At 72.8% G+C, this 21,904-nt stretch carries 22 protein-coding genes; 3 read left to right on the forward strand and 19 right to left on the reverse strand.

Annotated elements, in window-relative coordinates; genetic code table 11:
- Nucleotides 1–23 precede the first annotated feature (23 nt).
- Nucleotides 24–1,046, forward strand: a complete 1,023-nt coding sequence (ygfZ, locus tag Q8791_RS19340) for a CAF17-like 4Fe-4S cluster assembly/insertion protein YgfZ (protein WP_330093148.1) — start codon at nt 24–26, stop codon at nt 1,044–1,046.
- A 497-nt stretch (nt 1,047–1,543) separates the two neighbouring features.
- Here ygfZ and Q8791_RS19345 read toward each other — a convergent pair whose 3' ends face one another.
- The 11 genes from Q8791_RS19345 to Q8791_RS19390 form a co-directional block, all read right to left on the reverse strand.
- Nucleotides 1,544–2,464: an NADP-dependent oxidoreductase gene (locus Q8791_RS19345; RefSeq protein WP_330093149.1), complete on the reverse strand. Its 921-nt coding sequence runs from the start codon at nt 2,462–2,464 to the stop codon at nt 1,544–1,546.
- Nucleotides 2,465–2,786: 322 nt separating this feature from the next.
- Nucleotides 2,787–3,497 carry a type 1 glutamine amidotransferase gene (locus Q8791_RS19350; protein ID WP_330093150.1) on the reverse strand — a complete coding sequence of 237 codons (711 nt, stop codon included), beginning with the start codon at nt 3,495–3,497 and terminating at the stop codon, nt 2,787–2,789.
- A 9-nt stretch (nt 3,498–3,506) separates the two neighbouring features.
- A complete protein-coding gene (locus tag Q8791_RS19355) occupies nt 3,507–4,763 on the reverse strand; it encodes a Mur ligase family protein (protein WP_330093151.1) in 1,257 nt (418 codons plus the stop codon).
- Nucleotides 4,764–5,503: 740 nt separating this feature from the next.
- A complete protein-coding gene (locus tag Q8791_RS19360; protein WP_330093152.1) occupies nt 5,504–7,657 on the reverse strand; it encodes a hypothetical protein in 2,154 nt (717 codons plus the stop codon).
- A 594-nt stretch (nt 7,658–8,251) separates the two neighbouring features.
- A complete protein-coding gene (locus Q8791_RS19365) occupies nt 8,252–8,557 on the reverse strand; it encodes a DUF1416 domain-containing protein (RefSeq protein WP_330093153.1) in 306 nt (101 codons plus the stop codon).
- Nucleotides 8,554–9,399, reverse strand: coding sequence for a sulfurtransferase (locus tag Q8791_RS19370; protein WP_330093154.1), 846 nt, complete (start codon nt 9,397–9,399; stop codon nt 8,554–8,556). The genes Q8791_RS19365 and Q8791_RS19370 overlap by 4 nt, the downstream gene beginning before the upstream one ends.
- An 80-nt stretch (nt 9,400–9,479) precedes the next feature.
- Nucleotides 9,480–9,770, reverse strand: a complete 291-nt coding sequence (locus Q8791_RS19375) for a DUF4395 domain-containing protein (RefSeq protein ID WP_330093155.1) — start codon at nt 9,768–9,770, stop codon at nt 9,480–9,482.
- Nucleotides 9,771–9,972: 202 nt separating this feature from the next.
- Nucleotides 9,973–10,059, reverse strand: a complete 87-nt coding sequence (locus Q8791_RS31850) for a putative leader peptide (protein WP_352983320.1) — start codon at nt 10,057–10,059, stop codon at nt 9,973–9,975.
- 95 nt (nt 10,060–10,154) lie between these two features.
- Nucleotides 10,155–10,517: a TlpA family protein disulfide reductase gene (locus Q8791_RS19380; RefSeq protein ID WP_330093156.1), complete on the reverse strand. Its 363-nt coding sequence runs from the start codon at nt 10,515–10,517 to the stop codon at nt 10,155–10,157.
- A gap of 176 nt (nt 10,518–10,693) precedes the next feature.
- A complete protein-coding gene (locus Q8791_RS19385) occupies nt 10,694–11,392 on the reverse strand; it encodes an LmeA family phospholipid-binding protein (protein WP_330093157.1) in 699 nt (232 codons plus the stop codon).
- 263 nt (nt 11,393–11,655) lie between these two features.
- A complete protein-coding gene (locus tag Q8791_RS19390) occupies nt 11,656–12,798 on the reverse strand; it encodes a putative quinol monooxygenase (protein ID WP_330093158.1) in 1,143 nt (380 codons plus the stop codon).
- 248 nt (nt 12,799–13,046) lie between these two features.
- Here Q8791_RS19390 and Q8791_RS19395 point away from each other — a divergent pair, with 248 nt between their 5' ends.
- Entirely contained in the window at nt 13,047–13,844 is a 798-nt protein-coding gene (locus tag Q8791_RS19395) for an HAD family hydrolase (protein ID WP_330093159.1), read from the forward strand.
- A gap of 353 nt (nt 13,845–14,197) precedes the next feature.
- Here the strand turns inward: Q8791_RS19395 and Q8791_RS19400 are convergent, their stop codons facing one another.
- The 5 genes from Q8791_RS19400 to Q8791_RS19420 all read right to left on the reverse strand — a co-directional run bounded on the left by Q8791_RS19400 (nt 14,198) and on the right by Q8791_RS19420 (nt 18,564).
- Entirely contained in the window at nt 14,198–15,139 is a 942-nt protein-coding gene (locus Q8791_RS19400) for an NAD-dependent epimerase/dehydratase family protein (RefSeq protein ID WP_330093160.1), read from the reverse strand.
- Nucleotides 15,140–15,364: 225 nt separating this feature from the next.
- Entirely contained in the window at nt 15,365–15,463 is a 99-nt protein-coding gene (locus tag Q8791_RS19405; RefSeq protein ID WP_017621272.1) for a 30S ribosomal protein bS22, read from the reverse strand.
- A gap of 223 nt (nt 15,464–15,686) precedes the next feature.
- Entirely contained in the window at nt 15,687–16,322 is a 636-nt protein-coding gene (locus Q8791_RS19410; protein ID WP_330093161.1) for a histidine phosphatase family protein, read from the reverse strand.
- A gap of 42 nt (nt 16,323–16,364) precedes the next feature.
- The gene (gene hemL, locus Q8791_RS19415) at nt 16,365–17,660 is read right to left on the reverse strand and encodes a glutamate-1-semialdehyde 2,1-aminomutase (RefSeq protein WP_330093162.1); all 1,296 of its coding nucleotides are present in this window, start codon (nt 17,658–17,660) and stop codon (nt 16,365–16,367) included.
- A 223-nt stretch (nt 17,661–17,883) separates the two neighbouring features.
- A complete protein-coding gene (locus tag Q8791_RS19420) occupies nt 17,884–18,564 on the reverse strand; it encodes a phosphatase PAP2 family protein (RefSeq protein WP_330093163.1) in 681 nt (226 codons plus the stop codon).
- Nucleotides 18,565–18,815: 251 nt separating this feature from the next.
- On the opposite strand from Q8791_RS19420, the gene rraA reads away from it, so the two are divergent.
- On the forward strand, nt 18,816–19,298 hold the full coding sequence (rraA, locus tag Q8791_RS19425) for a ribonuclease E activity regulator RraA (protein ID WP_330093164.1): 483 nt from the start codon (nt 18,816–18,818) through the stop codon (nt 19,296–19,298).
- A 96-nt stretch (nt 19,299–19,394) separates the two neighbouring features.
- Here the strand turns inward: rraA and Q8791_RS19430 are convergent, their stop codons facing one another.
- The 3 genes from Q8791_RS19430 to Q8791_RS19440 are packed head-to-tail and all read right to left on the reverse strand — an operon-like array spanning nt 19,395 to nt 21,760.
- Nucleotides 19,395–20,165: an ABC transporter gene (locus Q8791_RS19430; RefSeq protein WP_330093165.1), complete on the reverse strand. Its 771-nt coding sequence runs from the start codon at nt 20,163–20,165 to the stop codon at nt 19,395–19,397.
- Nucleotides 20,162–21,088 (reverse strand): ABC transporter ATP-binding protein, encoded by a 927-nt coding sequence (locus Q8791_RS19435; RefSeq protein ID WP_330093166.1) that lies wholly within the window; start codon nt 21,086–21,088, stop codon nt 20,162–20,164. Before Q8791_RS19435 ends, Q8791_RS19430 begins: the two co-directional genes overlap by 4 nt.
- A gap of 33 nt (nt 21,089–21,121) precedes the next feature.
- Entirely contained in the window at nt 21,122–21,760 is a 639-nt protein-coding gene (locus tag Q8791_RS19440) for a hypothetical protein (RefSeq protein ID WP_330093167.1), read from the reverse strand.
- Between the last annotated feature and the right edge of the window lie 144 nt (nt 21,761–21,904).

Genomic DNA, 21,904 nt, shown 5'->3' on the forward strand with positions numbered 1-21,904 from the left:
ACGGGGCGGCTAGTCTCGGCGGTATGACTTCGCCGCTGATGAGCACACCGGGCGCCGTGAGCGCCGAGTCCCACGACGCCGGAGTCGCCGCGCACTACGGCGACCCCGCCCACGAGGGGCGTGCCATGGAACGTTCGAGCGCGTGGGTCGACCGGAGCAACCGCGGTGTGGTGCGGGTGAGCGGGCCCGACCGCCTGGGGTGGTTGAACGACCTCACCAGTCAGCTGACCCGCGGCCTGGCCCCCGGGGACGCCACCGAGGCGCTGATCCTGGACGGCAGGGGCCACCTCCGCCACCACCTGTCCCTCGTGGACGACGGCGAGGCGACCTGGATCCACACCGAGCCCGGGGGCGGAGCCGCGCTGGCCGCGTTCCTGGAATCCATGCGCTTCATGCTCCGCGTCGAGGTGGAGGACCTGAGTGACGCTCGGGCGGTCCTCACCGTGCTCGGCCCGGGCCGGGCGGAGGCCATCGGGGCGGCGTCGCTCGGCGACGTGCCCGCGCGCCCTGCGGAGGACGGCACCGACCTGTTCCTGCCCGCCGAGCGCCTGGCCAGGGCCGCCGAGGCGCTGACGGCCGCCGGAACGCGTGCCGCCGGGATGTGGGCGTACGAGGCGCAGCGGATCGCCGGGCACCGGGTCCGCCCCGGGCTGGACACCGACGACCGGACCATCCCGCACGAGGTGGACTGGGTGGGCCGGGCCGTCCACCTGGAGAAGGGCTGCTACCCGGGCCAGGAGACGGTCGCGCGGGTGCACAACATGGGTCGTCCCCCGCGCCGGCTGGTGTTGCTCCACCTGGACGGCACCGCGGAGCGCCTACCGGAGGTGGGCAGCCCGATCGAGCTGGACGGCCGCGCCATCGGACGGGTGGGAACCTCGGCCCGGCACCACGAACTGGGCCCGATCGCCCTCGGCGTGGTCAAGCGCTCCGCGCCCGTGGACGCCGACCTGGTGGTGGAGGGCATCGCCGCGGGCCAGGAGGTCGTGGTGGATCCCGACACCGGAGCCAACGCGCAGATCACCCTGCGGCGGCGCCCCCGCTAGGGCGTGTTCCGTGGATGCCTTCGGTTGACCCGGCGCTTGCGCCGATCGACGCGAGCGGCTTCCAGGCCATCTCTCGCAAGACGAGTAGCGCAGATCAGCCCCGGTTTGGCTGTCCGAGCGCAGTCGGCGCGGCGAGAGGCAGCCCGGGGGACGCGAGCCCGGAACGATCCGCGGAACGCGGCCTAGGACGCGGAGGGGATCGGGCGCCACCTGGGTCACCTGCGAAGGCCGGAGGACGACCAGGCATGAAGGCCGGGCGCGCATCTCACAGATCGAACACGGACAGATCGACAGCCTCGAACTGCTGCGTTCGTACATCGGCGCCATAGGCGGTGCCCTGCACCTACGGGTCGAGCACGGATCGCTGGCCGTCACCCCGGACCTGCCCCCCATGCCCCCTCCCGGGGCGCGGACGCCTCGGGGACGGCAGGGGGCGAGCTCGGCGCGGCATGACAGGGGGCCCGGCGGACCGCGTCCGCCGGGCCCCCTCGTATCGGTCAGACCGTCAGGACGATCTTGCCCCGGGTCCGACCGGTCTGGCTCAGGCGCCAGGCGTCGGCCGCTTCGGAGAGCGGGAACGCACGCTCGACGTGCACGGAGAGCTTGCCGTCGTCGGCGAGCCGGGCCAGGTCGACGAGGCCGGCGGAGTCGGGCCGGACCCACACGTAGTGGCCGCCGTGCGCCAGGATGCCCGCGTCCGCGATCGACGCGACACGATCCGGCGCCCCCACCAGCGGGAGCGAGAGCTCGGCCACCCCGCCGCCGACGAAGTCCAGCACGGCGTCGACTCCCCCGGGCGCCAGGTCCCGGACGCGGTCGACGAGCCCTTCCCCGTAGACGACCGGTTCGGCGCCCAGGGAACGCAGGAAGTCGTGGTTGCGCTCGCTGGCCGTACCGATGACGCGGGCGCCCTTCGCCACCGCGATCTGGACGCAGAACGCCCCCACCCCGCCCGCGGCGGCGTGGACGAGCACGGTGTCACCGGCCCCCACCCCGACGCGCTTCAGTGCCTGGTGGGCGGTCAGGCCCGCCAACGGGACCCCCGCGGCTTCCTCCCAGCTCAGCGACGCGGGCTTGGGGGCGACCATGCGCACACTCGCGGACACGAGTTCGGCGTAGGTGCCGTTCTTCGCCCAGTCCTTGCGGGCGTACCCGTAGACCTCGTCCCCCACCTCGTACTCGGTGGTGTCGAGCCCGACCGCCTCGACGACGCCCGCGACGTCCCATCCCGGGATCAGCGGGAAGTCCGCCTCCATGATGGGGTCGAGTGCTCCGGCCGCGACCTTCCAGTCGACCGGGTTCACGCCCGCCGCCCTCACGCGGATCAGGACCTCACCGGGGGCGACCTTGGGGTCGGAGACCTCCACAAGGGCCAGGTCGTCCGCGGAACCGTACTGCTGCAGAGCTATTGCCTTCATGTCCTGGGAAGCGTCACACACGGCCGGAACATTCCGGCGGCCCCTCCGGCGCGGGCCGGATCCGGTGTGAAAGCGGCGGGGCCCGGGGGCACGGAGTGGTTCCGTGCCCGCCGGGCCCCGCGCTGGTTTCCCCGGGCTAGGCCGCGTTCCGCGGATCATTCCGGGCTCGCGTCCCCCAGGCTGCCTCTCGCCGCGCCGACTGCGCTTGGACAGCCAAACCCGGGCTGACCTGCGCTACTCGTCTTGCGAGAGATGGCCTGGAAGCCGCTCGCGTCGATCGGCGCAAGCGCCGAGTCAACCGAAAGCATCCACAGAACACGCCCTAGCGCAGCGCCGCGGCGAGGCGCTCGTCGTGCAGCCGCTCGCCCCAGGACGGTGCGAGCGGGGCCAGCTGCCCCACGCGCCAGCGCAGCAGGAGGTCCGCCAGCTGCGGGTTGCGGGGCAGGGCGGGACCGTGCAGGTACGTGCCCAGGATCTGGCCCTGGTAGGCGCCCTCGGTGCGGTCGTCGTTACCGATCCCCCGCACCGTGGTGGACAGCGGGCGCGCCGACGGGCCGATGGCCGTGCGGCCCTGGTGGTTCTCGAAACCGGTGATCCGGCCGACGCCCAGGGACGGTTCCACGTCGGCGACGATCTCGCCGACCGCGCGCGTCTCGCCCCGCCCGCTGCGGATGTCGAGGATGCCCACCCCCGGGAGGGGGTTGGCCTCGTCGTCGCCGTAGGACTCGCCGATGATCTGGTAGCCGGCGCACACCGCGAAGACGCACGCGCCGCGGGCGGCGGCGCGGGCCAGCCCGCCGTCCGTGCGCAGGCGCTCGGCCGCGAGGATCTGTGGCCGGTCCTCGCCGCCGCCGAGCAGGTAGATGTCGCCCTGCTCGGGCACCGCGTCACTGGAGTGGACGTGCACGATCTCGGTCGGGATGCCGCGCAGTTCGGCGCGGCGCTTGAGGATGAGGACGTTGCCCTGGTCGCCGTAGGTGCTCAGGAGGTCGGGGTAGATCCACACGATCCGCAACGCACTGGTGTTCGTCATGACATTCCCCTACTGGACGCGGCCGTAGGCCGTGCGGATCTGCTGGAAGGCGGTGTAGTTGGCGATGAGGTCGACCTTGGTGATGTCGGGCTGCTCGGCCTTGAGGCGTCCCAGCACCTCGTCCACCCGGTCGGCGATCTCGAATCGGACCCCGTCGGTCTCCAGCCGCAGCGCGAGGTCCGTCCGGCGCTCGCCCATGACGAACACGCGGCGGTCGCGCAGCACCGTGTAGTCCACGTCCCACAGCCAGGACGTGTCCTTTCCGTCGGGGATCTGGGCGTTGACCGCAAGGATCACCGGGGTCCGGGGCGGGTCCAGCACGGCGAACGACTCCAGCCACCCGGCGGGGTTCTTGGAGAGGAGCAGCCGCACCTCGACCCCCATGGTCACCACGGAGGTGTAGCGACCGGCGACGGAGGTGATCTCCCGCAGCCGCTCGACGGTGCGCTCGGGGTGGATGCCGTACCCCGCGGCGGTCGCGGCGGCGATCGCCGCGTTGGCCCGGTTGGCGTCGCCGGGCAGGTTGAGCCGCAGCTTGATCCGCTGGCCCTCCGGCGTGACCAGGGTGTCGGTCTCGTTCTCGACGGCCCAGCTCGTGCGGGGGCGTGCCAGCCCGCACTCGGGGCACTCCCAGTACGGGTCGGTCTCGCGCCTGAGGTGGCCGCCGCACTCGGGGCAGCACCAGGAGTCCTCCTTCCAGCGCTGGCCGGCGGAGACCCAGGTGGCGTTGGGCGCGCCCAGGCCCGCCCAGGCGACGAGCGGGTCGTCGGCGTTGGCGATGACGTGCGCGTTGCTCTTGCCCAGGGCGGTGCGCCACTTCTTGGCGAGCAGGTTGATCTCCGAGGCGCGGTCCATCTGGTCGCGGCTCAGGTTCATGAGGACCACGAACGACGGCTGGGTGGCGAGCAGCACCTGCGGGAGGTACTTCTCGTCGACCTCCAGCACGCCGTTGACGGCGGAGCGGTTGTCGGACAGAGCCGTGATGTGCCCGGTGGGCATGTTGGCGCCGTGCTCGTTGGTGGCCACGTCACCGAACTCGCGCAGGGCCTGCGCGATGAGCCTGGTGGTGGTGGTCTTGCCGTTCGTGGCGCTGATCAGGGCGAGCCTGCGGCCACGGGCGAGCTTGGCGAGCAGGTCGGGTTCGACCTTGAGCGCCACCTTGCCACCGATGACGGAGCCGTCTCCCCGTCCGGTGGCACGGGAGAGGCTGGCTGCGCTCCTTCCCAGGACCGATGCCAGTTGGGCGCGCAAGGGAAGCTCGCTCATCTGCTGTGCGGGACGGTTACTCCGGCTTGCAGGCCGGGAGAGGTGGCCCCTGCCTCCTTCTGAGTGGTGTAGGCATGTCCGCCTGCTCGCTGGAGCAGCCGGAAACGGCGGTGGTGGATCCCCTGCACGATGCCGTGCCGGGTACGAACGTTGGAACTGCCGGTCACGCGTACCGCGACTCGGCCGGTGCCGGCACCGGCCGTCCTCCCGGTCGGCGGGACCGCCCGGACGGACTCCCCCGTGGCGAACCCGTGGAACCGCTGGGCCCCCGGCGAACGCAGACGAGGAGAACCGTACTTGTCGGCACACGTCCGCGCATAACCGCCGCGCCCCGCGGCGGTGGCCGCCGGCGCCGTGCCCCGGTGGGACCGTGCCGTCCCCGGCTCCCCGGTGCGGGGGGAGACGACGGCGCGGCCCGTGGAGCGGACGGTGAACGGTGTGCGCCGAGCGGCCTCGGCGCCGCCGCGGGCGGGGAGCCGGAGCGTCCTGGCGGGTGACGCGGGCAGCGGAGGAAGCGCACAGGGGCCGGCCTGTCGTCCTACGTGAAACGCAGCCATCGTCGGTCACCTCCTGGGGACGGCTCGTGCCGGCAGCGGCGGGTCCACGGCCCGGAGGACCGAAGGCCCCGCCCCAGGCGGGGAACCCGCTGCCTACTCTCCAGAACTGCTGGATCACCCGCGCCGTTCGCTCGTGGGCGGCGGCGGGCGACGTGTCGGGCCAAGCCTAGTGTCCACCTGGGATCAGACCCGCCAGTCCAACCTCTCCGGCGGAGGCCCCAGGTTGGGCGGTACCTGCCCCCTGGTGTCGTCGACCCCCACGGACGCCGGCGACCCGTCGCGGGCGCCGGCGGGCGTGTCGGGCGGGGCGCCGCCGGATGCCACGGAACGGGGACGTCCGCTCTCGGCGTGCCGTCCCCTCCGGCCCCGGCGGGTGTCCGCCGCCTTGGCGCCGCGCCCGCTCGACGTGGTGCTGGAGTTCTGGGAGTCGTCCACGGTGGCCAGTGTGGCTGTGGACAGGGTGAGGATACCCGGGTTGGTGTCCGCGAGGACAGGGCCTCCGGGGGTCAGGACGACCGCGGCGGTCGGGGGCAGGTCGCGGAGCGCGCCGGCGTCCAGTCGGCTGACGCGCACGGGATCGCCCTCTCCGTCCCCTTGCGCACCGGGTGCGTCGATCCCGGCCGCCTGCGCGGTGGCGCGCCCCCAGGCCGTGGCGGATCTCACATGGCGGACGAGGTCGAGGGGGGTGATCGCGGCGGCGGCGTTGCGGATCACCGCTCCGGACTCGGTGTGCGGTGAGGCGAAGAAGCGGTCGTCGGCCTCGATCTCGTCCTCGGGGTCCTCCGCACCGGTGTCCGAGCCGCTCACGGCCTCGCCGACCGCCTCGGTCAGGCGGTGCAGTTGCAGCCGTGCGGGATCGTGCCCGGCGAACCCCGGGGCGGCGGCCACGGCGTGCTCGACGGTCTCCGCGGAGCCGTCCTGCTGGCGCATCACCACCGGCAGGCAGGAGGGATCGGAGAACCTGGCCAGGGCGGCGGGTGAGGCGGCGCCGAACATCAGGACCACCTCCACCCCGCTCTCGGCCCCGGCGGACAGGACCTGGTCGACCTCCTCCGGGGGGAGGGTGTCCGCTCCGCAGACCACGACGGTCCGCGTGCGGTCGGGCCGGACGCGGGAGCGCCCGCCTCCGGTGTCGCGGGGGCGCGCCGCCCCCTCCAGGAGCTCGCTGAGCGCGGACACGGCGTAGGTACCGTAGACGCGGGCCGCCGACGGGCCGGAGGCGCGATCGGTGGAGATGATCTTGACCTGCGCGTAGTCGCCGTCGTCCGCCCGGGTGCCGACCGCCTCGAAGGGGCTGAGGCGGCGTTCGAGCTCCCAGGCCCGCTCCCGGACGTCGGGTCGGTCGGCGCAGCGCTCGCGCACCCGCACCCGCTGCCCGGGGGTGAGCAGGGCGAGCGCCGGGTCGTCCTCGGCCGCGTCCTCCAGGGGGGTGATGAGGGCGCGCAGGCCACCGATGAGCTCGGCGATGCCGACGTGCGGGCCCAGCACCTCCAGCAGGCGCAGCAGCAGGGTCTCGTCCGCGTCGGCGTCGTCGGCGTCCCCGGAGGCGGCCGCGACGGCGGACAGGATGCGCGCCCGTTGGCCTGCGTCCAGATTGGTGCCCAGCGTCATCCGCGGCAGGTCGGCGGGCAGCACCCAGCGGCGCGGGTCGACAGCGCAGCGGCGGGCGAGCCGAACGAGCTCGCGGGCCACGGAGCGCCCGGTGAGGTCGACGACGGTGAGGTCTCCGCCCTCGCGCAGCCGGGAGACGCCGACGGTGGCGAGCAGCGCCGACCATCCGGTGTCGGTACCGCCGACCACGACGGCGGCGCAGGCGTCGGCGGGCACGGTCACCCCGTACCAGCGGGGCTGCGCCTCGTAGGCGCGCGAGGCCGCCTGCCACTCGGTGTACCGGCGGGCGTGGTCGCGCTGCTGTTCGTGCAGGACCCGTTCGCGTTCGTCGCGTTCGGCGGCCAACTGCTCACGGGCCCTGGCCAGCCGCTCGGCGACGACCTGGCGGCTCTGGACCAGGGCGTAGACGACGGGAGCGGCGATCGCGGCGCAGGCGAACGCGCCACCGAGGGCGAAGCTGCCCGGGAGGATGCGCAGGGTCCACAGCAGCGGGCACAGCAGGGCGAACACGCCGAGTCCCGCCAGGGCGAAGTAGAGGGGGCGGTTGGTCTGGGCCTCGCTGTCGCGCTGGGCGGCGATCCACTCCTCGCTGACGCTCTCGGTGTCGGCGGGCACGGGCCTGCGGGGGGCCGGTCCCGGGGGCGGGAGGAGCGCAGTGTGGCGCCAGCCGACGTAGGTCCGCCCGGCCTCTCCTCGGGCCGTGCCGCCTGTGCGGGGGTCGGGCACCGTCCTCACACCTCCTGACCGGCCGCCGTGGAGGGTGCGGCCGGGGGTTGTTCACGCGGGGCTCCGGCTGTGACCGGAGTGTGGGCCTGATGCTGCCACCTGCCCGAGGTGCTTGTCACGGTCCCACCGGGGTCGACACGCTGCCGAAAGCCGGTCGCGGCCGGAGAGTCGGTGAGGTCGCACTCCTTCCAGTGAAGCAGCCCCCGGAACGGCCCACCAGTCCCGGCCGCTCCCTGTGGACGAACGCGCGGTCGCCCGGGTCCGGGCGCAGGACGGACGGCCGCGGGCGCTCCGCGGTGCGGGACGCGGTGACGGGTGGTCCTCCGGCCTCCGGACACCCGGGTCCCCACCCTGCCGGGGGCGGGCCCGCGCCCGCCGGCTCCGGGACCGCGGGGGCCGCCCTCAGGGGAGGGCCGCCGTCGGCGCCGGCATCCCGAACGCCCGCGACCGCACCCCCGGGCCGCCCGCGTCACCGGAGCGGCGGGTACCTCCGGACGCCCCGGGCACGGGGCCCGGACAGCGCGGAGCGCCGGCGCCGGACGGTCTCCCGTCGGTACCGGCGCTCCGCGCCCGAACTGTCGTGTCCCCCGTTGGTCAGGCCTGCACCTGGAGGTCGATGACCTTGCCCACCTCGGCCCGCACCGGGTACTCCCCGGTGAAGCCCTTGGACGCCAGGACGCGGACCTTCCAGTCCCCGTCCGCGGCGAAGAAGCGGAACGTGCCCTCGTCGCCGGTGGCCACCTCCCCGACGAAGTCGTCGGAGGCGTTGAGCAGGCGGGCGTAGGCTCCGCGCAACGGCTCGCCGTCACGTGTCACCGTGCCCTGGATGACCGCCTGGTTGCCCGCGTCGACGTCGGCGAGGGCGACCCCGCCGACCGGCGCTCCGCAGCTGTCGCTCACTTGGCCTCCGCCTCTCCCAGCTCGACCGGCACGCCCACCAGGGAGCCGTACTCGGTCCAGGAGCCGTCGTAGTTCTTGACGTTCTCCAGGCCGACGATCTCGTGCAGGGCGAACCAGGTGTGCGAGGAGCGCTCGCCGATGCGGCAGTAGGCGATGATGTCCTTGTCCAGGTCCACGCCGGCCTCGGTGTACAGCTCCCGCAGCTCGTCGGCGCTCTTGAACGTGCCGTCCTCGTTGGCGGTCTTGGCCCACGGGATGTTGCGCGCGGTCGGGATGTGGCCGGGGCGCTGCGAGGTCTCCTGCGGCAGGTGCGCGGGGGCGAGCAGCTTGCCCGTGAACTCGTCGGGCGAGCGGACGTCGACCAGGTCCTTGGTGCCGATGGCCTCGACGACCTCGTCGCGGAAGGCGCGGATCGACGCGTCCTGCTCCTGGGCGGTGTACTCGGTGGCGGCCCGCTCGGGGACCTCCTCGACCAGCTCGCGGGAGTCCAGCTCCCACTTCTTGCGGCCGCCGTCGAGCAGGCGGACGGCCTCGTGGCCGTACAGCTTGAAGTACCAGTAGGCGTAGGCCGCGAACCAGTTGTTGTTGCCGCCGTACAGGATCACCTGGTCGTCGTTGCCGATGCCCTTGGCGGACAGCAGCTTCTCGAACCCGGTGCGGTCCACGAAGTCGCGGCGGACCGGGTCCTGGAGGTCCGTCTTCCAGTCGATCTTGACTGCGCCGCGGATGTGGCCCTTGTCGTAGGCGGACGTGTCCTCGTCGACCTCGACGAGGACCACGTTGTCATCGTCCAGGTGAGCCTCCACCCAGTCGGCATCCACGAGGACGTCGGAGCGGCTCATGCGGAACCTCCAGTGTTTCTTGTGCGGTGTCGCTTGTGCGGTCGGTGCTCCCGGGTGCTGCCGTCCCGGGATACGGGGTGTCAGGCCGTCCTCCCCGACGCCGTGAGGCGGCGTGCGAGCGGATACGTCTCGCAGCCGGCGCAGAAGCCGGACGCGGTGTCGGGGAAGGCGGCGAGGAGGGCGAGGGCGGTACCGAGCCGCTCCGGGCCCGCCAGGTGTCCGGCGAGTCCGAGAACGGCGAAGGCGAGTCCCACTCCCTGTGCGAACCGTGGAGGCCGTGCGTCCTCAGGTTCGGCCGGAGGGCCGAGCCGGGGGCGTACGAGGGCGGAGAACAGCAGGCCGCAGGGCGGGTGACGCGCCCCGGGAACCACCGCTGCGGCGAAGACCAGCGCCTGGAAACCGAGGGGAACCAGGGGTTCCCGGTGGCGAGGGCGACGGCCGGTGCGAGGGTGGTCAGGGCAGCGCGGAAGCGCTGCCCGCGAGGGTCGACCTGCATGGTGTGCTGTCCCCTGCTGCGTACACGGAAAGGAACCAGTCGCACGGAGGGGGCGGGGGTCGGGAAGCCCGTCCGCCCTAGGGACACAGACAGAGCGCGGCGGCGACGCGGCAGAAGTCCACTGCCCGTCGCTTCGTCAGATACGCGCTCGTCAAGGAAGTCACGTCCTAGACGCTACAGTCCCCGCGACGCGTTTGTCACGGGTGGGGTAGATCACAGGACGGCCGTTCTTCCCGGTGGGCGCGCGGGAATCGTCCGCTCAGCGGACGGCCTCGCCGAGCGCGGCGATGACGTCCGCCTTGCGGGGCTGCCCGCTCGCCCTGCGCACGATCCGGCCCCCGGCGTCGAGGACGAGGACCGTGGGGGTCCGCACGACGTCGAGTCTGCGGACGAGGTCGAGCCGGGACTCGGCGTCGATCTCCACGTGGCCGACGCCGTCGACCATCGCGACGACGTCGTCGAGGACGCGCCGGGTGGCGCGGCAGGGCTGGCAGAAGGCGCTGGAGAACTGTACGAGTGTGGCCCGCCTGCCCAGTTCGGCGCCGATCTCGTCGGAGGTGAGCGCGTCGACCGCGCCGGACCGCTCCGCGTCCGGCCGCCTGTTCCCGCCTGGTGCCGCCACCGCTCCGTCCTCCTCCTGGTGTGCCGTCCGTCCGGTCCGCGCGCCCCGGGGGCGGTGCGCCCGCGCTCCCCGCGCCGTGTGCTCCCGGAGGCGCGCGGGGTTCCGGCGCCGGGCGAGGCCGGCGACCCCGCCCGGGAGCAGGGGCGCCGCGGGGACCGCGCCGCCGGCCGGGTCCGTCAGGCCGCCTCGGCCCCCATCAGGGGGACGTCCGCGCCGGTGCCGGTGATCCGCAGCCCGGAGGAGGTGGGCTCCATGTCGGTGACGGCCAGGCCGAAGGGGAGGGCCGGCGCCTGCGCGCTGAAGGTGAGCGACCCCGCGACCAGGCTGCCGACGTCCCCGGGGACCCCTTCGACCTGGATGTCCTCGGGGGTGAAGGACAGGGTGTCGCCGTCCACGGTGAACTGGCCGCCCGCGTTGACCGAGGTGCTGAGTCCGAGCTCGGGGAGGGCGAGCTCTCCGGTGATCCGGGGCTGACCGTCCTCGGTCGCCACCGTGATGCCCTCGGGAAGGTAGGCGTTGAAGTAGGAGTAGGGGACGACTGCGGAGCCGTCCAGCTGACCGGCCACCACGCTGGGCTGGTCGAGGAGGTCCGCCAGGGGCGCCTGCACGTCGGACGCGGTGGCGTCGATCTGCTCGAGGGTCACACCGTTGAGGGTGGCGGTGTCGGCGGTGATCCGGATCTCGGAGTACTCGCCCCCGAACACCTGGGGCAGGAACGCCCAGCCCGCGATCTCGACGGTCGGCTCCTCGGCCATCTGGAGCTGCTGTGCGAGCTGGCGCGCGACCGCGGTCTGCGCGACGCTGCGTCCCCCGATGTCGACTGCCACCACGAGGGCGACCAGGAGGATCAGGAGGACGACAAGAAATTTACGCATCGGAAATCCCAGCACACTTTCTTTCGCTCCGGCGCGCCTCTCGGCTGGGCTGTCCGGCCGGTCTCGGTCACACGCCATCGGTGCCCGACGGGCACCGGTCATGACAAACCTGTAGGGAAGGGTACTTCACCCGGGGTTGGACGCCGGGGCCCCTCAGCTGGTTCAACGTTCCGGGGCAAATACACCGGTTCGAGACATCCCCTGGTGGGGGCCAGGGGGAACGCGGGTCGGATCGCCCTACCGCCGGGGATCCGAAGCGCAGGTCAGCGCGGCATCAGCATGCCGGCGAGGCCGTCGCTGGCCGCGGCGCCGGACAGGGAGAGCTCGATCACGTTGGTGGCGACGACGTGGCTCGTGCCGAGTCGGGCGAACTCCACGACGTGCGGCTGCTGCTCGTGCTCCTCCTGCGCCAGCTCGTCCCGGTAGATCGCGTAGACGATGCGCTGCGAGGTCGCGCTGGGCACCGTGTGGCAGGCGAACAGGAGCGTGTCCGGCTCGCGCTCGGCGACCTGCGCGACGACGGCGTCGGCGAGGCGGTCGAAACCCGGCCCCTGGCCGTCGGCGAGGGTGTAGATCGTGATGACGCCGCGCAGCTTGGCGGGCGGGGCCTGCCGGGTCGGCGGACCGTCGTAGTAGTCGTCGTAGGTCTCGGCGTTGCGACGCTTGCGGCGCACGGGCTCCTCCGGGAGTTCGTCGTCGGTGTCCTCGGCCACGTCGTCGTAGTCGTCGTAGTAGTCGTCATCGTCGTAGGAGTCCCGGCGGGGACGCGCTGCCATGGCGGCGGCGCCCCACAGCGCGGAGACCGCGCCGAGCATCAGCAGGGGCCCGCCGAGGCCGAGCCCGAATCTGCCGACCAGCACCGAGAGCAGCGTGGCGAGGGCGATCAGGCCGAGCACCGCCAGGGTGGCGTTGCGGTGGTCGGAGGCGCGCCGCGCCACCGCGACGATCGCGGTGACCAGCAGGACCGCGGCGACGACCTGCGTGACGTTGACGAGCGAGCGCGGGATGAGGTCGTAGTGGTCGCCCAGGGCGGGGAAGGTCCCGCCGAAACGGGTGCTCACCCGGTCGACGGACAGCACCACCAGGGGAACGATGGTGAACGCGCTGAGCAGCAGCCTGGAGGAGAACAGCCCTCGCGGCGATCGGACGCCGTACTCGAACGCGGCCCAGGCCATGAAGAGCGGGCCTATGAGGCTGATACCGATCTGGAGCAGCCGGAAGGTGAGTTCGCCGAAGTCGAACATCGCCCCGATCACGGCCGCGCTGAGTCCCACCGTCATTCCCAGTGCGGCGATCAGCCACCCGACGGCGGCCACACCGGGACGGCGTTGGGCGTACGCGGCGAGCGCGGCGGTGGCGCTCCAGCCCACCAACGCGCTTATGAATGCCAGTCCTACCGTCACCATCCCGACAATGATGCTGCACGCCAGCGGGTGGATGTGCACTTCGAGCAGAATGAGAGGTGCAGTTTCGGGGAAGATCCCGCAGTGTGGGGCCCACAACGGCGATTCACACTGTGAGCTTCATCACCTGGTTTACCGTCGCATCCCAGCAGCCCCTGATGACCCGCGGGTGGTCATAGGCTCGCATCTACGCGGGGAGCGCCACCCCGACACCGGAGGGCCGCCTCCCCCACCCAAGCCAGGAGAGAACCGTGTCATACGACGCCGTGCCCCCGACTCCGGTCGGTCCGGGGGCCGCCTTCTTCGACGTGGACAACACCCTGATGCGGGGCGCCTCGATCTACCACTTCGCCCGGGGCCTGGCGGCCCGCGACCTCTTCACCACCCGCGACCTGATGCGGTTCGCCTGGGGGCAGACGGTCTTCAGGGTCACCGGGAGCGAACAGCCCGAGCACATCAACGCCGCGCGCGAGGCCGCCCTGGCGTTCGTCGCGGGTCACGACCTGGACGACCTCGTCACCCTGTGCGAGGAGATCTACGACGACACCATGGCCGACCGGATCTGGGAGGGCACCCGCGCACTGGTGCAGCGGCACCTCGACGCGGGCGAACCCGTGTGGCTCGTCACCGCCACCCCGGTCGAACTCGCACAGATCATCCGGCGGCGGCTCGGCCTGACCGGCGCCCTGGGCACCGAGGCCGAGAACGTCGACGGGGTGTACACGGGGCGTCTCAACGGGGACCTGATGCACGGCCCCGCGAAGGCCGTCGCGGTGCGAGCGCTCGCCCGCAAGGAGGGCTGGGACCTCGCCGCGTGCTCGGCCTACAGCGACTCCTCCAACGACCTTCCCCTGCTGTCCCTCGTGGGTCGGCCCCACGCGGTCAACCCGGACGGGGACCTGCGCCGGTACGCGCGCACGCACGGATGGCCGGTGCACGACTTCCGGAAGCACAGGGCCGCCCTGAAGGTGGCGGTCCCCGCCGCGGTGGCGGGCGCGGTGGCCGGAGCCGTCGCCCTGCGGGCGGTCAGACAACGCAGAGCGGTCTGAGAGGACACGGGAGGGTTTCTGCCGATTGGGCGGCAGGCCACCCGGCCCCGGAGCGCTCACGGGGGATCTGCGGGCGCCGAGCGGCCCCGCGAGGCCCCACACGGCCGGCACTCGGCCGGAATCCGGCGGGAACGCGCGTGGGCGCGGGCGCCGGAAGATCAGGAGACCGGCCCGCCGGAGCGGGCCGTCGGGCACGGGGAGGTGCCCGCACGAAGCGGCACCGCGCGCCGGAGACCCCGGACGAAGCGGGTCGAGGGATTCACCGTGGAGCCCGCGCGAAGCGGGCCGACGGACTCCCGGGAGGGCCCGCGCAAGGCGGGCCGCACACGTCCGGGACGGTGGAGAAGAGGGGTTCAGCGCCCCAGCGTGGCCCTGGCGAGGGCGAGCACGTGGATCGGGCGCAGGCCTCTCCCGCCGCGCGGCGGGGAGACGGTGCGGCTGTGCGCGTAGGACTCGAAGGCCTCGGCCGAGGAGTACGCGGGAGACCAGTCCAGCACCCGCTCCAGGGAGTCGGGATCCATCCCCGGGGTGCGCAGGCCCGCGTGCACGGCACGCGTCGTGCTGGAGCTCGCGTAGCCGATGCGGCCGTGCTTGGCGAGTCCGCTCAGCACCTTCAGGCCGCGGGCCGGGACCGGCAGCCGCTGGCCGCCGACACGGCGCAGGCACTGCGAGAGCGGCACGGGGTCGGTGCCCGCCACGTCGAAGAAGCCCGTTCCGTCGCTGAGCGCCATGCGCACCAGCGCCTCGGCGCCGTCGTCCTCGTGCAGGAACCGCACACGGGGGTCGCTGCCGAGCACCGTGGGCACGACGCGCGAGTCCAGGTAGCGGGTGAGGGGGGTATCGGCGGAGGGGCCGATGAGGTTCGCGAACCTCAGGAGCGCCACCGACAGGTCGGGGCGGCGGCGCTGGAGTCCGCGTGTGTGGCGCTCGACCTCGGCCGCGTCGTCGGCGTCGAGGGTGGCGCTGGAGCGGACCACCAGGCGGCGGACCGTGGTGGAGCGCTGGGCGGCGCCCAGGACCCGCATGGTCCCCAGGAGGTTGTCCTCCCGGTTCGGCGCGCCCTCGGTGTCCAGGCCCAGGTGCAGGACGAGGTCGGCACCGGAGTCGGTGACGATCCGGTCCAGACTCCCGTCGTGCAGGTCGACATGGGCGTACTCGATCCCCTGGGAGTGCCGGGGAGGCGGCGAGGAGTCGGCGCCGATCACTCGGCGGACACCGGGCTGCTCGCTCAGGGTCTGCGCGACCCTGGCGGCCAGGGGGCTGGACACCCCTGTGACGAGTACGACACGAGCCATGGCGACACGTTCCTTGGAAGGAGACGGGAGCTGTTCCGGGAGGTCCGCGGACCGTTCACCACGAGGGTGAGCCGGCTACCGCGACCCGTGAGACACAACATCGTCCCACCCAGAAAATTCCATTGCGGTGGCAAAGCGCACGCAAGGGGAGAAGGTGTCTCCGCGCCCGAGGCGAACCGAAGGCACGCCCACGCCCGCGGAGAGACGACTTCGCCGCGACCGGTCCTACTTCTTGTTGCGACGCGCGATACGCGTGCGCTTGAGCAGCTTGCGGTGCTTCTTCTTCGCCATCCGCTTGCGACGCTTCTTGATGACGGAACCCATGGGATCACCTTCTCGCTCACGATGAGTACGGACATGCCGAACCGCTGGGCGGTGAAAACCGGCAAGGGGCTCGGATGCGGCTGCTGGGCCCGCTGGCACCAACGCGCTCAGGGCGCGGGGGGCCGATGCGACCGGGGCGTACCCCGGGGAGGCCGAACGCCGGAAAAGCGCACGCCTACCGCACCCGAAGCACCAGCTTACCGCGACGGGTACGCGCTCCGGGTCACGCCCCGGGAACCGAGGGCTCGTCGCGGTACAACTCGGCGGCCGGTTCGGCGTAGCTGACGCTGGCCAGCCGCTGGTCGGCGAACGTCAACGACGTGACGCTCGCCAGATTGCACTCGCGCAGGTCCGGACGGTGCCAGAGCCGTTTCGCCTCGGCGGTCCGGCGGGCCATCCAGATCGGCAGCTGGTGGCTGACGAGCACCGTCTCCCTCCCCCACGCCGCGCGGCGGGCGTCCTTGATGGCGGAGACCATGCGGGTGACGATCTCGGAGTACGGTTCGCCCCAGGACGGCAGGAACGGGTTGTAGACCCGGCTGAACACGCGGGGGTCGCGCATCGACCTCCGGGACAGCGCCATCCCCTCGAACTTGTTGGCGGCCTCGATGATCCTGTCGTCGAGGGCCACCGGGAGCCCGAGCATCTTCTGGAGCGGGACGGCTGTCTCCTGGGTCCGGTCCAGCGGGGAGGAGTACAGCGCGGCGATGTCGTGGCCCTCGAACCACTCCGCGGCCATCTCCGCCATCTGTCGGCCCCGCTCGCTCAGGTGGAAGTCCGGAAGCCTTCCGTAGAGCACCTTGTCAGGGTTGTACACCTCTCCGTGCCGCAGCAGGTGCACGACGGTCGTCGTCGTCATCGTGTGTTTCTTTCTTTCGGGGTCATCGGGCCGGGCCAGGACTCAGCCCTGGGCCTCTGCCGCCGCCTGGGCCGCTCTGGGCAGCGCCGAGACCACCCTGTCGACGGCCGCGTCGTCGTGCGCGGCGGAGAAGAACCAGGCCTCGAAGGCGGCGGGGGGCAGGTACACGCCCTGGTCGAGCATCGCGTGGAAGAACGCGGCGAACACGCTGGTGTCCGTGGTGCGGGCGCTGTCGAAGTCGACGGCCTCCCTGTCGGTGAAGAACACCGTGAAGAGGCTGCCGCCGCTCTGCACCCGGTGGACGACTCCGGCCGCGCTGAGGGCCTTGGAGACCTCCGACTCCACCTGCGCCGACACGCGGTCGATGTGCGCGTACACCTCGGGGGTGGCGCCGCGCAGGGTGGCGAGCCCCGCAGCCGTGGCGAGGGGGTTCCCGGACAGGGTGCCCGCCTGGTACACGGGGCCGTTCGGGGCCAGCCTGTCCATGATCTCGGCACGCCCGCCGAACGCCGCGGCGGGGAGCCCGCCGCCCATCACCTTGCCGAAGGTCATCAGGTCGGGGGCGACCTCCTCCAGGCCGTACCACCCGGACGCGCTGACGCGGAAGCCGGTCAGGACCTCGTCGAGGATCAGCAGCGCGCCGTTGGCGTGCGCGATCTCCTTGAGGCGGGCGTTGAACCCGGCCCCGGGCGGGACCACGCCCATGTTGGCGGGGCAGGCCTCGGCGATGACGCAGGCGATGTCGTCGCCGTGCTCGGCGAACGCCCGCTCGACGGCCTCGGCGTCGTTGTAGGGCAGCACCAGGGTGTCGGCGGCGCTGGCGCCGGTCACCCCCGGCGAGTCGGGCAGGGCGAACGTGGCCAGGCCGGATCCGGCGGCGGCCAGGAGGGCGTCGACGTGGCCGTGGTAGTTGCCCGCGAACTTGACGATCTTGCTGCGGCCGGTGAAGCCGCGCGCGAGGCGGATCGCGGACATGGTCGCCTCGGTACCGGAGTTGACCAGTCGGACCTTCTCCACGGGGGTGCGGCCGACGATCAGCTCGGCGAGTTCGACCTCGCCCGGCGTCGGTGCCCCGTAGGAGGTCCCCGCGTCGACCGCCGTGTGGAGGGCGTCCACGACGGAGGGGGCGGCGTGTCCGAGGATCAGCGGACCCCAGGAGCAGACCAGGTCGACGTACTCGCGGCCGTCGGAGTCGGTGAGGTAGGGGCCCTCGCCCCTGACGAAGAAGGGGGGAGTCCCGCCGACGGCGCCGAAGGCGCGCACGGGCGAGTTCACTCCCCCGGGAACGACGGCGGCGGCCCGCTCGAAGAGCTGTGCTGAAGTCTGTTGAGTACCCACCTCACCAGTGTGTCAGCTGTGTCCTGCCGCGGAACCGTGACCCGCCCCCACAGCCGGGGCGCCCGGGCCGAGGTCAGGGGCGCAGGACGGACCGGACGAGCCGGTGGACCCGGGTACCCGGATCACGTGTCCACCAGCCTGGGGGGACTCGGGGCACGCGCCCCGGGGCACCGCACACGTGTGCCCCGTCCCGGGGGCGGGACGGGGCACACGGGGAGAGCGGTCAGGCGTTCGCGTACGTGTTGCGGGGGTCGGTGTCTCTGGGAGGCTCCGCGCCCTCCGTCTCCTCCTCGGCCGCGCCCCCGGCGCGGACGAGCGGACGGAGGCGTTCGGTGGAGGCGACGCGGTCGACGAGCGCGGTCATCGGGCGGGCCATGGCGAGGGAGACCAGGGCGGCGACGGTGGCGCCGACGAGGAGGCCGACGGTGACGTCGTGGGGGTAGTGGGCGCCGACGAAGACCCGGGAGAAGGCTTCCAGGACGGCGAAGAGCACGGCGACGACCGCGATGCGGCGCCAGGCGATGATGATGGCCGCGGCGGCGGCGCCCGCGATGGCGGCGTGGTTGCTCGGGAACGACCAGTCGCCGATGGGGTCACAGGTGGCGATGGTGGTCAGGTCGGTCATGGCCTGGCAGGGCCGCAGCTGTTCGAAGAACGTCTTGACGGTGCGGCTGACGGCGTAGGCGATGACGGTGGCGACGGGGGCGAACAGGGCCAGGCCGACGGCGCGGGAGCCGTGGGACCTGGCTCGCCACCAGGCGGCGAGGAAGAGCACCGCGAACACGCCGAGGAAGAGGTCGGTGCCCAGGTAGGCGGCCTCCTGGACCCAGGGGTCGAGTCCGTCGGCGAACTCGATCACGGCCCGGGACCAGGTGGCACTGACAGCGAAGATCTCGGAGACCATCTCTCTCCAGAAAGTCGTACGGGGAGGGTCGCGCGCGAGCGGGGGAGGGGCTGGGCGACGTCCGGTCGGCGGGTGACGGGACTCCCACGAGCTGATGACGGGAAGTTCCTTATCCTGTCATCAACAGCGACCGTTCAGGGCCGGAGCGGGGGCCGCACCGAGGAAAGTGGCGTTCGGGACCGGCGGGGAGACGCGCGGTACCGGCGAGTAATTTTGGGGGTGTCCACCCCACGACCCGTACCGGAGCTGCCATGACCTCGAACTTCTCCACCGCCGACCTCATCGACGACCACGGCGACACCCTGCGGAGCTGTTCCACGCAGTTCCGCCAGTTCGGTGGGCGCGCGGTCTTCTCGGGCCGTGTCCGCACCGTCAGGTGCCATGAGGACAACGGCCTGGTCAAGCAGGTTCTCAACACCCCCGGGGCCGGGGCGGTGCTGGTCGTGGACGGCGGCGGTTCGCTCCGGTCCGCGCTGATGGGCGACATGATCGCCGCGGCGGCCGTGGACAACGGCTGGGCCGGCGCGGTGATCCTCGGCGCGGTGCGCGACACCAGGGCGCTCGGCGGTCTCGACCTGGGGGTGAAGGCGCTGGGGTCCAACCCCCGCAAGTCCGCGAAGGACGGCGCCGGGCGTCTCGACGTGCCGGTGGTCTTCGGCGACGTCACGTTCGTGCCGGGCGAGTGGCTGTACAGCGACGAGGACGGGATCGTGGTGAACGCCACGGAGATCTAGGACCGCGCCCGGACAGAGCGGACGCGAACGGAGGGGGTCCGTCCGATGACCCCCTCCGCGGATGCCCCGGGGGCGCGGTGCGCCCGGCTTCCCCGCTCAGGTCTCCCGGGTCCCGAAGCCGCGCACGGCCAGGGCGAGGAGTGCGGCGGTCCCCGCGAGGGTGCTCACCGCCGCGGGCAGGAAGTCGGTCGCCGGGGCGCCGGCGGGCAGCGCCGCCTGGGCTGCGACGAGGGTGGTGGGCGACCACTCCCCCACCACCGGCAGCTGCCCCAGCAGGAGCAGCAGGACCAGCGCGGCCACCGAGAACCCGACCGTGGACAGCAGGCCGCCGGCCCTGCTGGCGACCAGGGCCGTCACCGCGACGGCGAAGACCAGGAACAGCCCCGTGAGCACCGCCCCCGCGAGTGTCGCCCCGAGGGGGAGCTCCCCGATCAGCAGCAGCGTCACCGCCCAGGCGACGAGGGCGCCGACCGTGTAGGAGGCGGCGGCTGCCGCCGCGGGGACCGCGAAGCGCGGGAGGACCAGCGCGCCGGGGCCGGACACCCGCACCCGGTAGAAGGTGGAGCGGCCGGGGCTGCCGTCGAGCGCCAGCGCCGCGGCGGCCACCAGGAGCACGAAGAGGACGCCGAGGGTCTGCCCGTTCTCGACGTAGGAGCCGATCGCCGCGACGGGGGTGGCCTCCGGCAGGAGGTCGGCCATGCCTGGGTCGACGCCCTCCATGCCCTCCATCGACGCCAGCAGGTCGGGGAGGAAGAACGTCAGGAGGGGTGAGGCCGCCCCGAAGAAGACGAAGAACGCCAGCAGCCCGGTGAGGGAGTGGGTGCGCGTCATGCGCCTGATCTCGTTGCGGTAGGGCGCGGTGTTCATCGGGAGCTCCGGTCCGTGGCGTCCGTCGAGGTGAGGGAGAGGAAGGCCGACTCCAGGTCGGCCTCGTAGCCGTTCATGGAGACCAGGGGGACGCCGTGTTCGACGAGCACCCGCGGGATGCCGGTCTCCCCGGCGGCGGCTCCCGTGGCCTCCACGTGGACGCAGTCGGGTTCGGCCTCCACCGGGAAGGCGCCTGTGACCCAGGGTTCGGCGGACAGCAGGTCCGCCACCCGCTCGGCCGACCCGCGCACCCGCACCTGCCACGCGCTGGGCCGTCCGCGGTCGGCGATGTCGGCGACCGGCCCCTGGTAGACCACCCGCCCCCGGACCAGGACGGCGACGTCGTCGCACACCCTCTGTACGTCGCCGAGCAGGTGGCTGGCGAGCACGACCGTGCAGTCCTCCCGCAGGGAGCGGATGAGGGCGAGGACGTCCACACGGCCCCGCGGGTCCAGTCCGGAGGCCGGCTCGTCCAGGATGAGCACCTCGGGGCGGCAGACGAGGGCGGCGGCGAGGCCGAGCCGCTGCCGCATACCCCTGGAGAAGCGGGCGTTGCGCCGGTGGGCGGCCTCGGCGAGCCCGACCCGCTCCAGGGCGAGGGCCGTGTCCGCCTCCGTGGCGGGGACCCCGGCGAGCCGAGCGCTGAGGGTGACGACCTCGGTGGCGGTGAGCCAGGGTTCGAAGTCGGGGATGTCGGGGCAGAGCAGGACCCGTCCGCTCGCGGTCCCCACCCGCACCGACCCGCTCCCTGCGCGCCTCAGTCCGGCGAGGACGGAGAGCAGCGTGGTCTTTCCGGCGCCGTTGGGGCCGACGAGTCCGAAAACGCTCCCGCGCGGAATGGAGAGGTCGACGTCGAACACCCCCGCACCGTTTCCGTAGTCCCTGGTGAGTTTCTTCGTGGTGATGATCGGCGTGCCGTGCATGGGCACCTCCGTGTCTTTTCTCTCGGGGTTGTCTCAGGGGCGCGAGCGGAGGGCGGCGACGCCCACCGCCGCCCCCAGCGCGGGGAGGAGGAGCAGGGGGACGAGGAAAGCGAGGGGGGACGCGGGCGCGAGCAGCGCGACGGCGGCCTGGGTGAGTCCGACCGCGGTCAGCGCGACCGCGGCGGGGACCCGGGCGGCCGCCCCGAAGCGGTGGAACGCGCTGGCGGTGGCGTGCTTCGCCTCCGTCCGCGCGAGGAGCAGTCCGGCTCCGACGAGGAAGAGGCCGACCGCCGCACCCATGACCTGATCGGTCGGGATGTCCCTCCCTGCCCGGCCGAGGACGAGGACCCCGTGCACGACCAGGAGGAATAGGGACAGCAGGGAGAGCATGACGTTCGTGTTCCGGGTGAGGCCGCGCGCCGTCCACAGGACCGGAAGGTTCAGCGCGCGCTCGATCCGGGCGCCGACGATCCCCCCGACCGCCAGCACGACCGCCAGGATCACGGCCGTGGCCGGCAGGGCCGCCACGAGCAACGCGCGCGGGACCATGGAGGGGGTGCCGTCCAGGTTGGTCTTCCCGCCGTGCACCATGGCGGGGAGGTCCGGCCAGGCGACCCACGAGACGTAGGCCATCAGGGTGATCCCCACCACCGAGAAAGCGATTCCCACCATCGGAATCCGGGGTTCGCCCGAGGTTCTCGCAGCCGTTCTCATGCCCATTTCCCCTCCGCTCTCGTTCTCTCACCGGGAACATTAGGGAAAGGCGGGGGACGGCCGCATCGACCGCGCGGCACGGTGCGGTCATGCCGTTCTCCG

The organism is Nocardiopsis codii, assembly GCF_036327455.1.
In the GTDB taxonomy this organism is placed as follows: Bacteria; Actinomycetota; Actinomycetes; order Streptosporangiales; family Streptosporangiaceae; genus Nocardiopsis; species Nocardiopsis codii.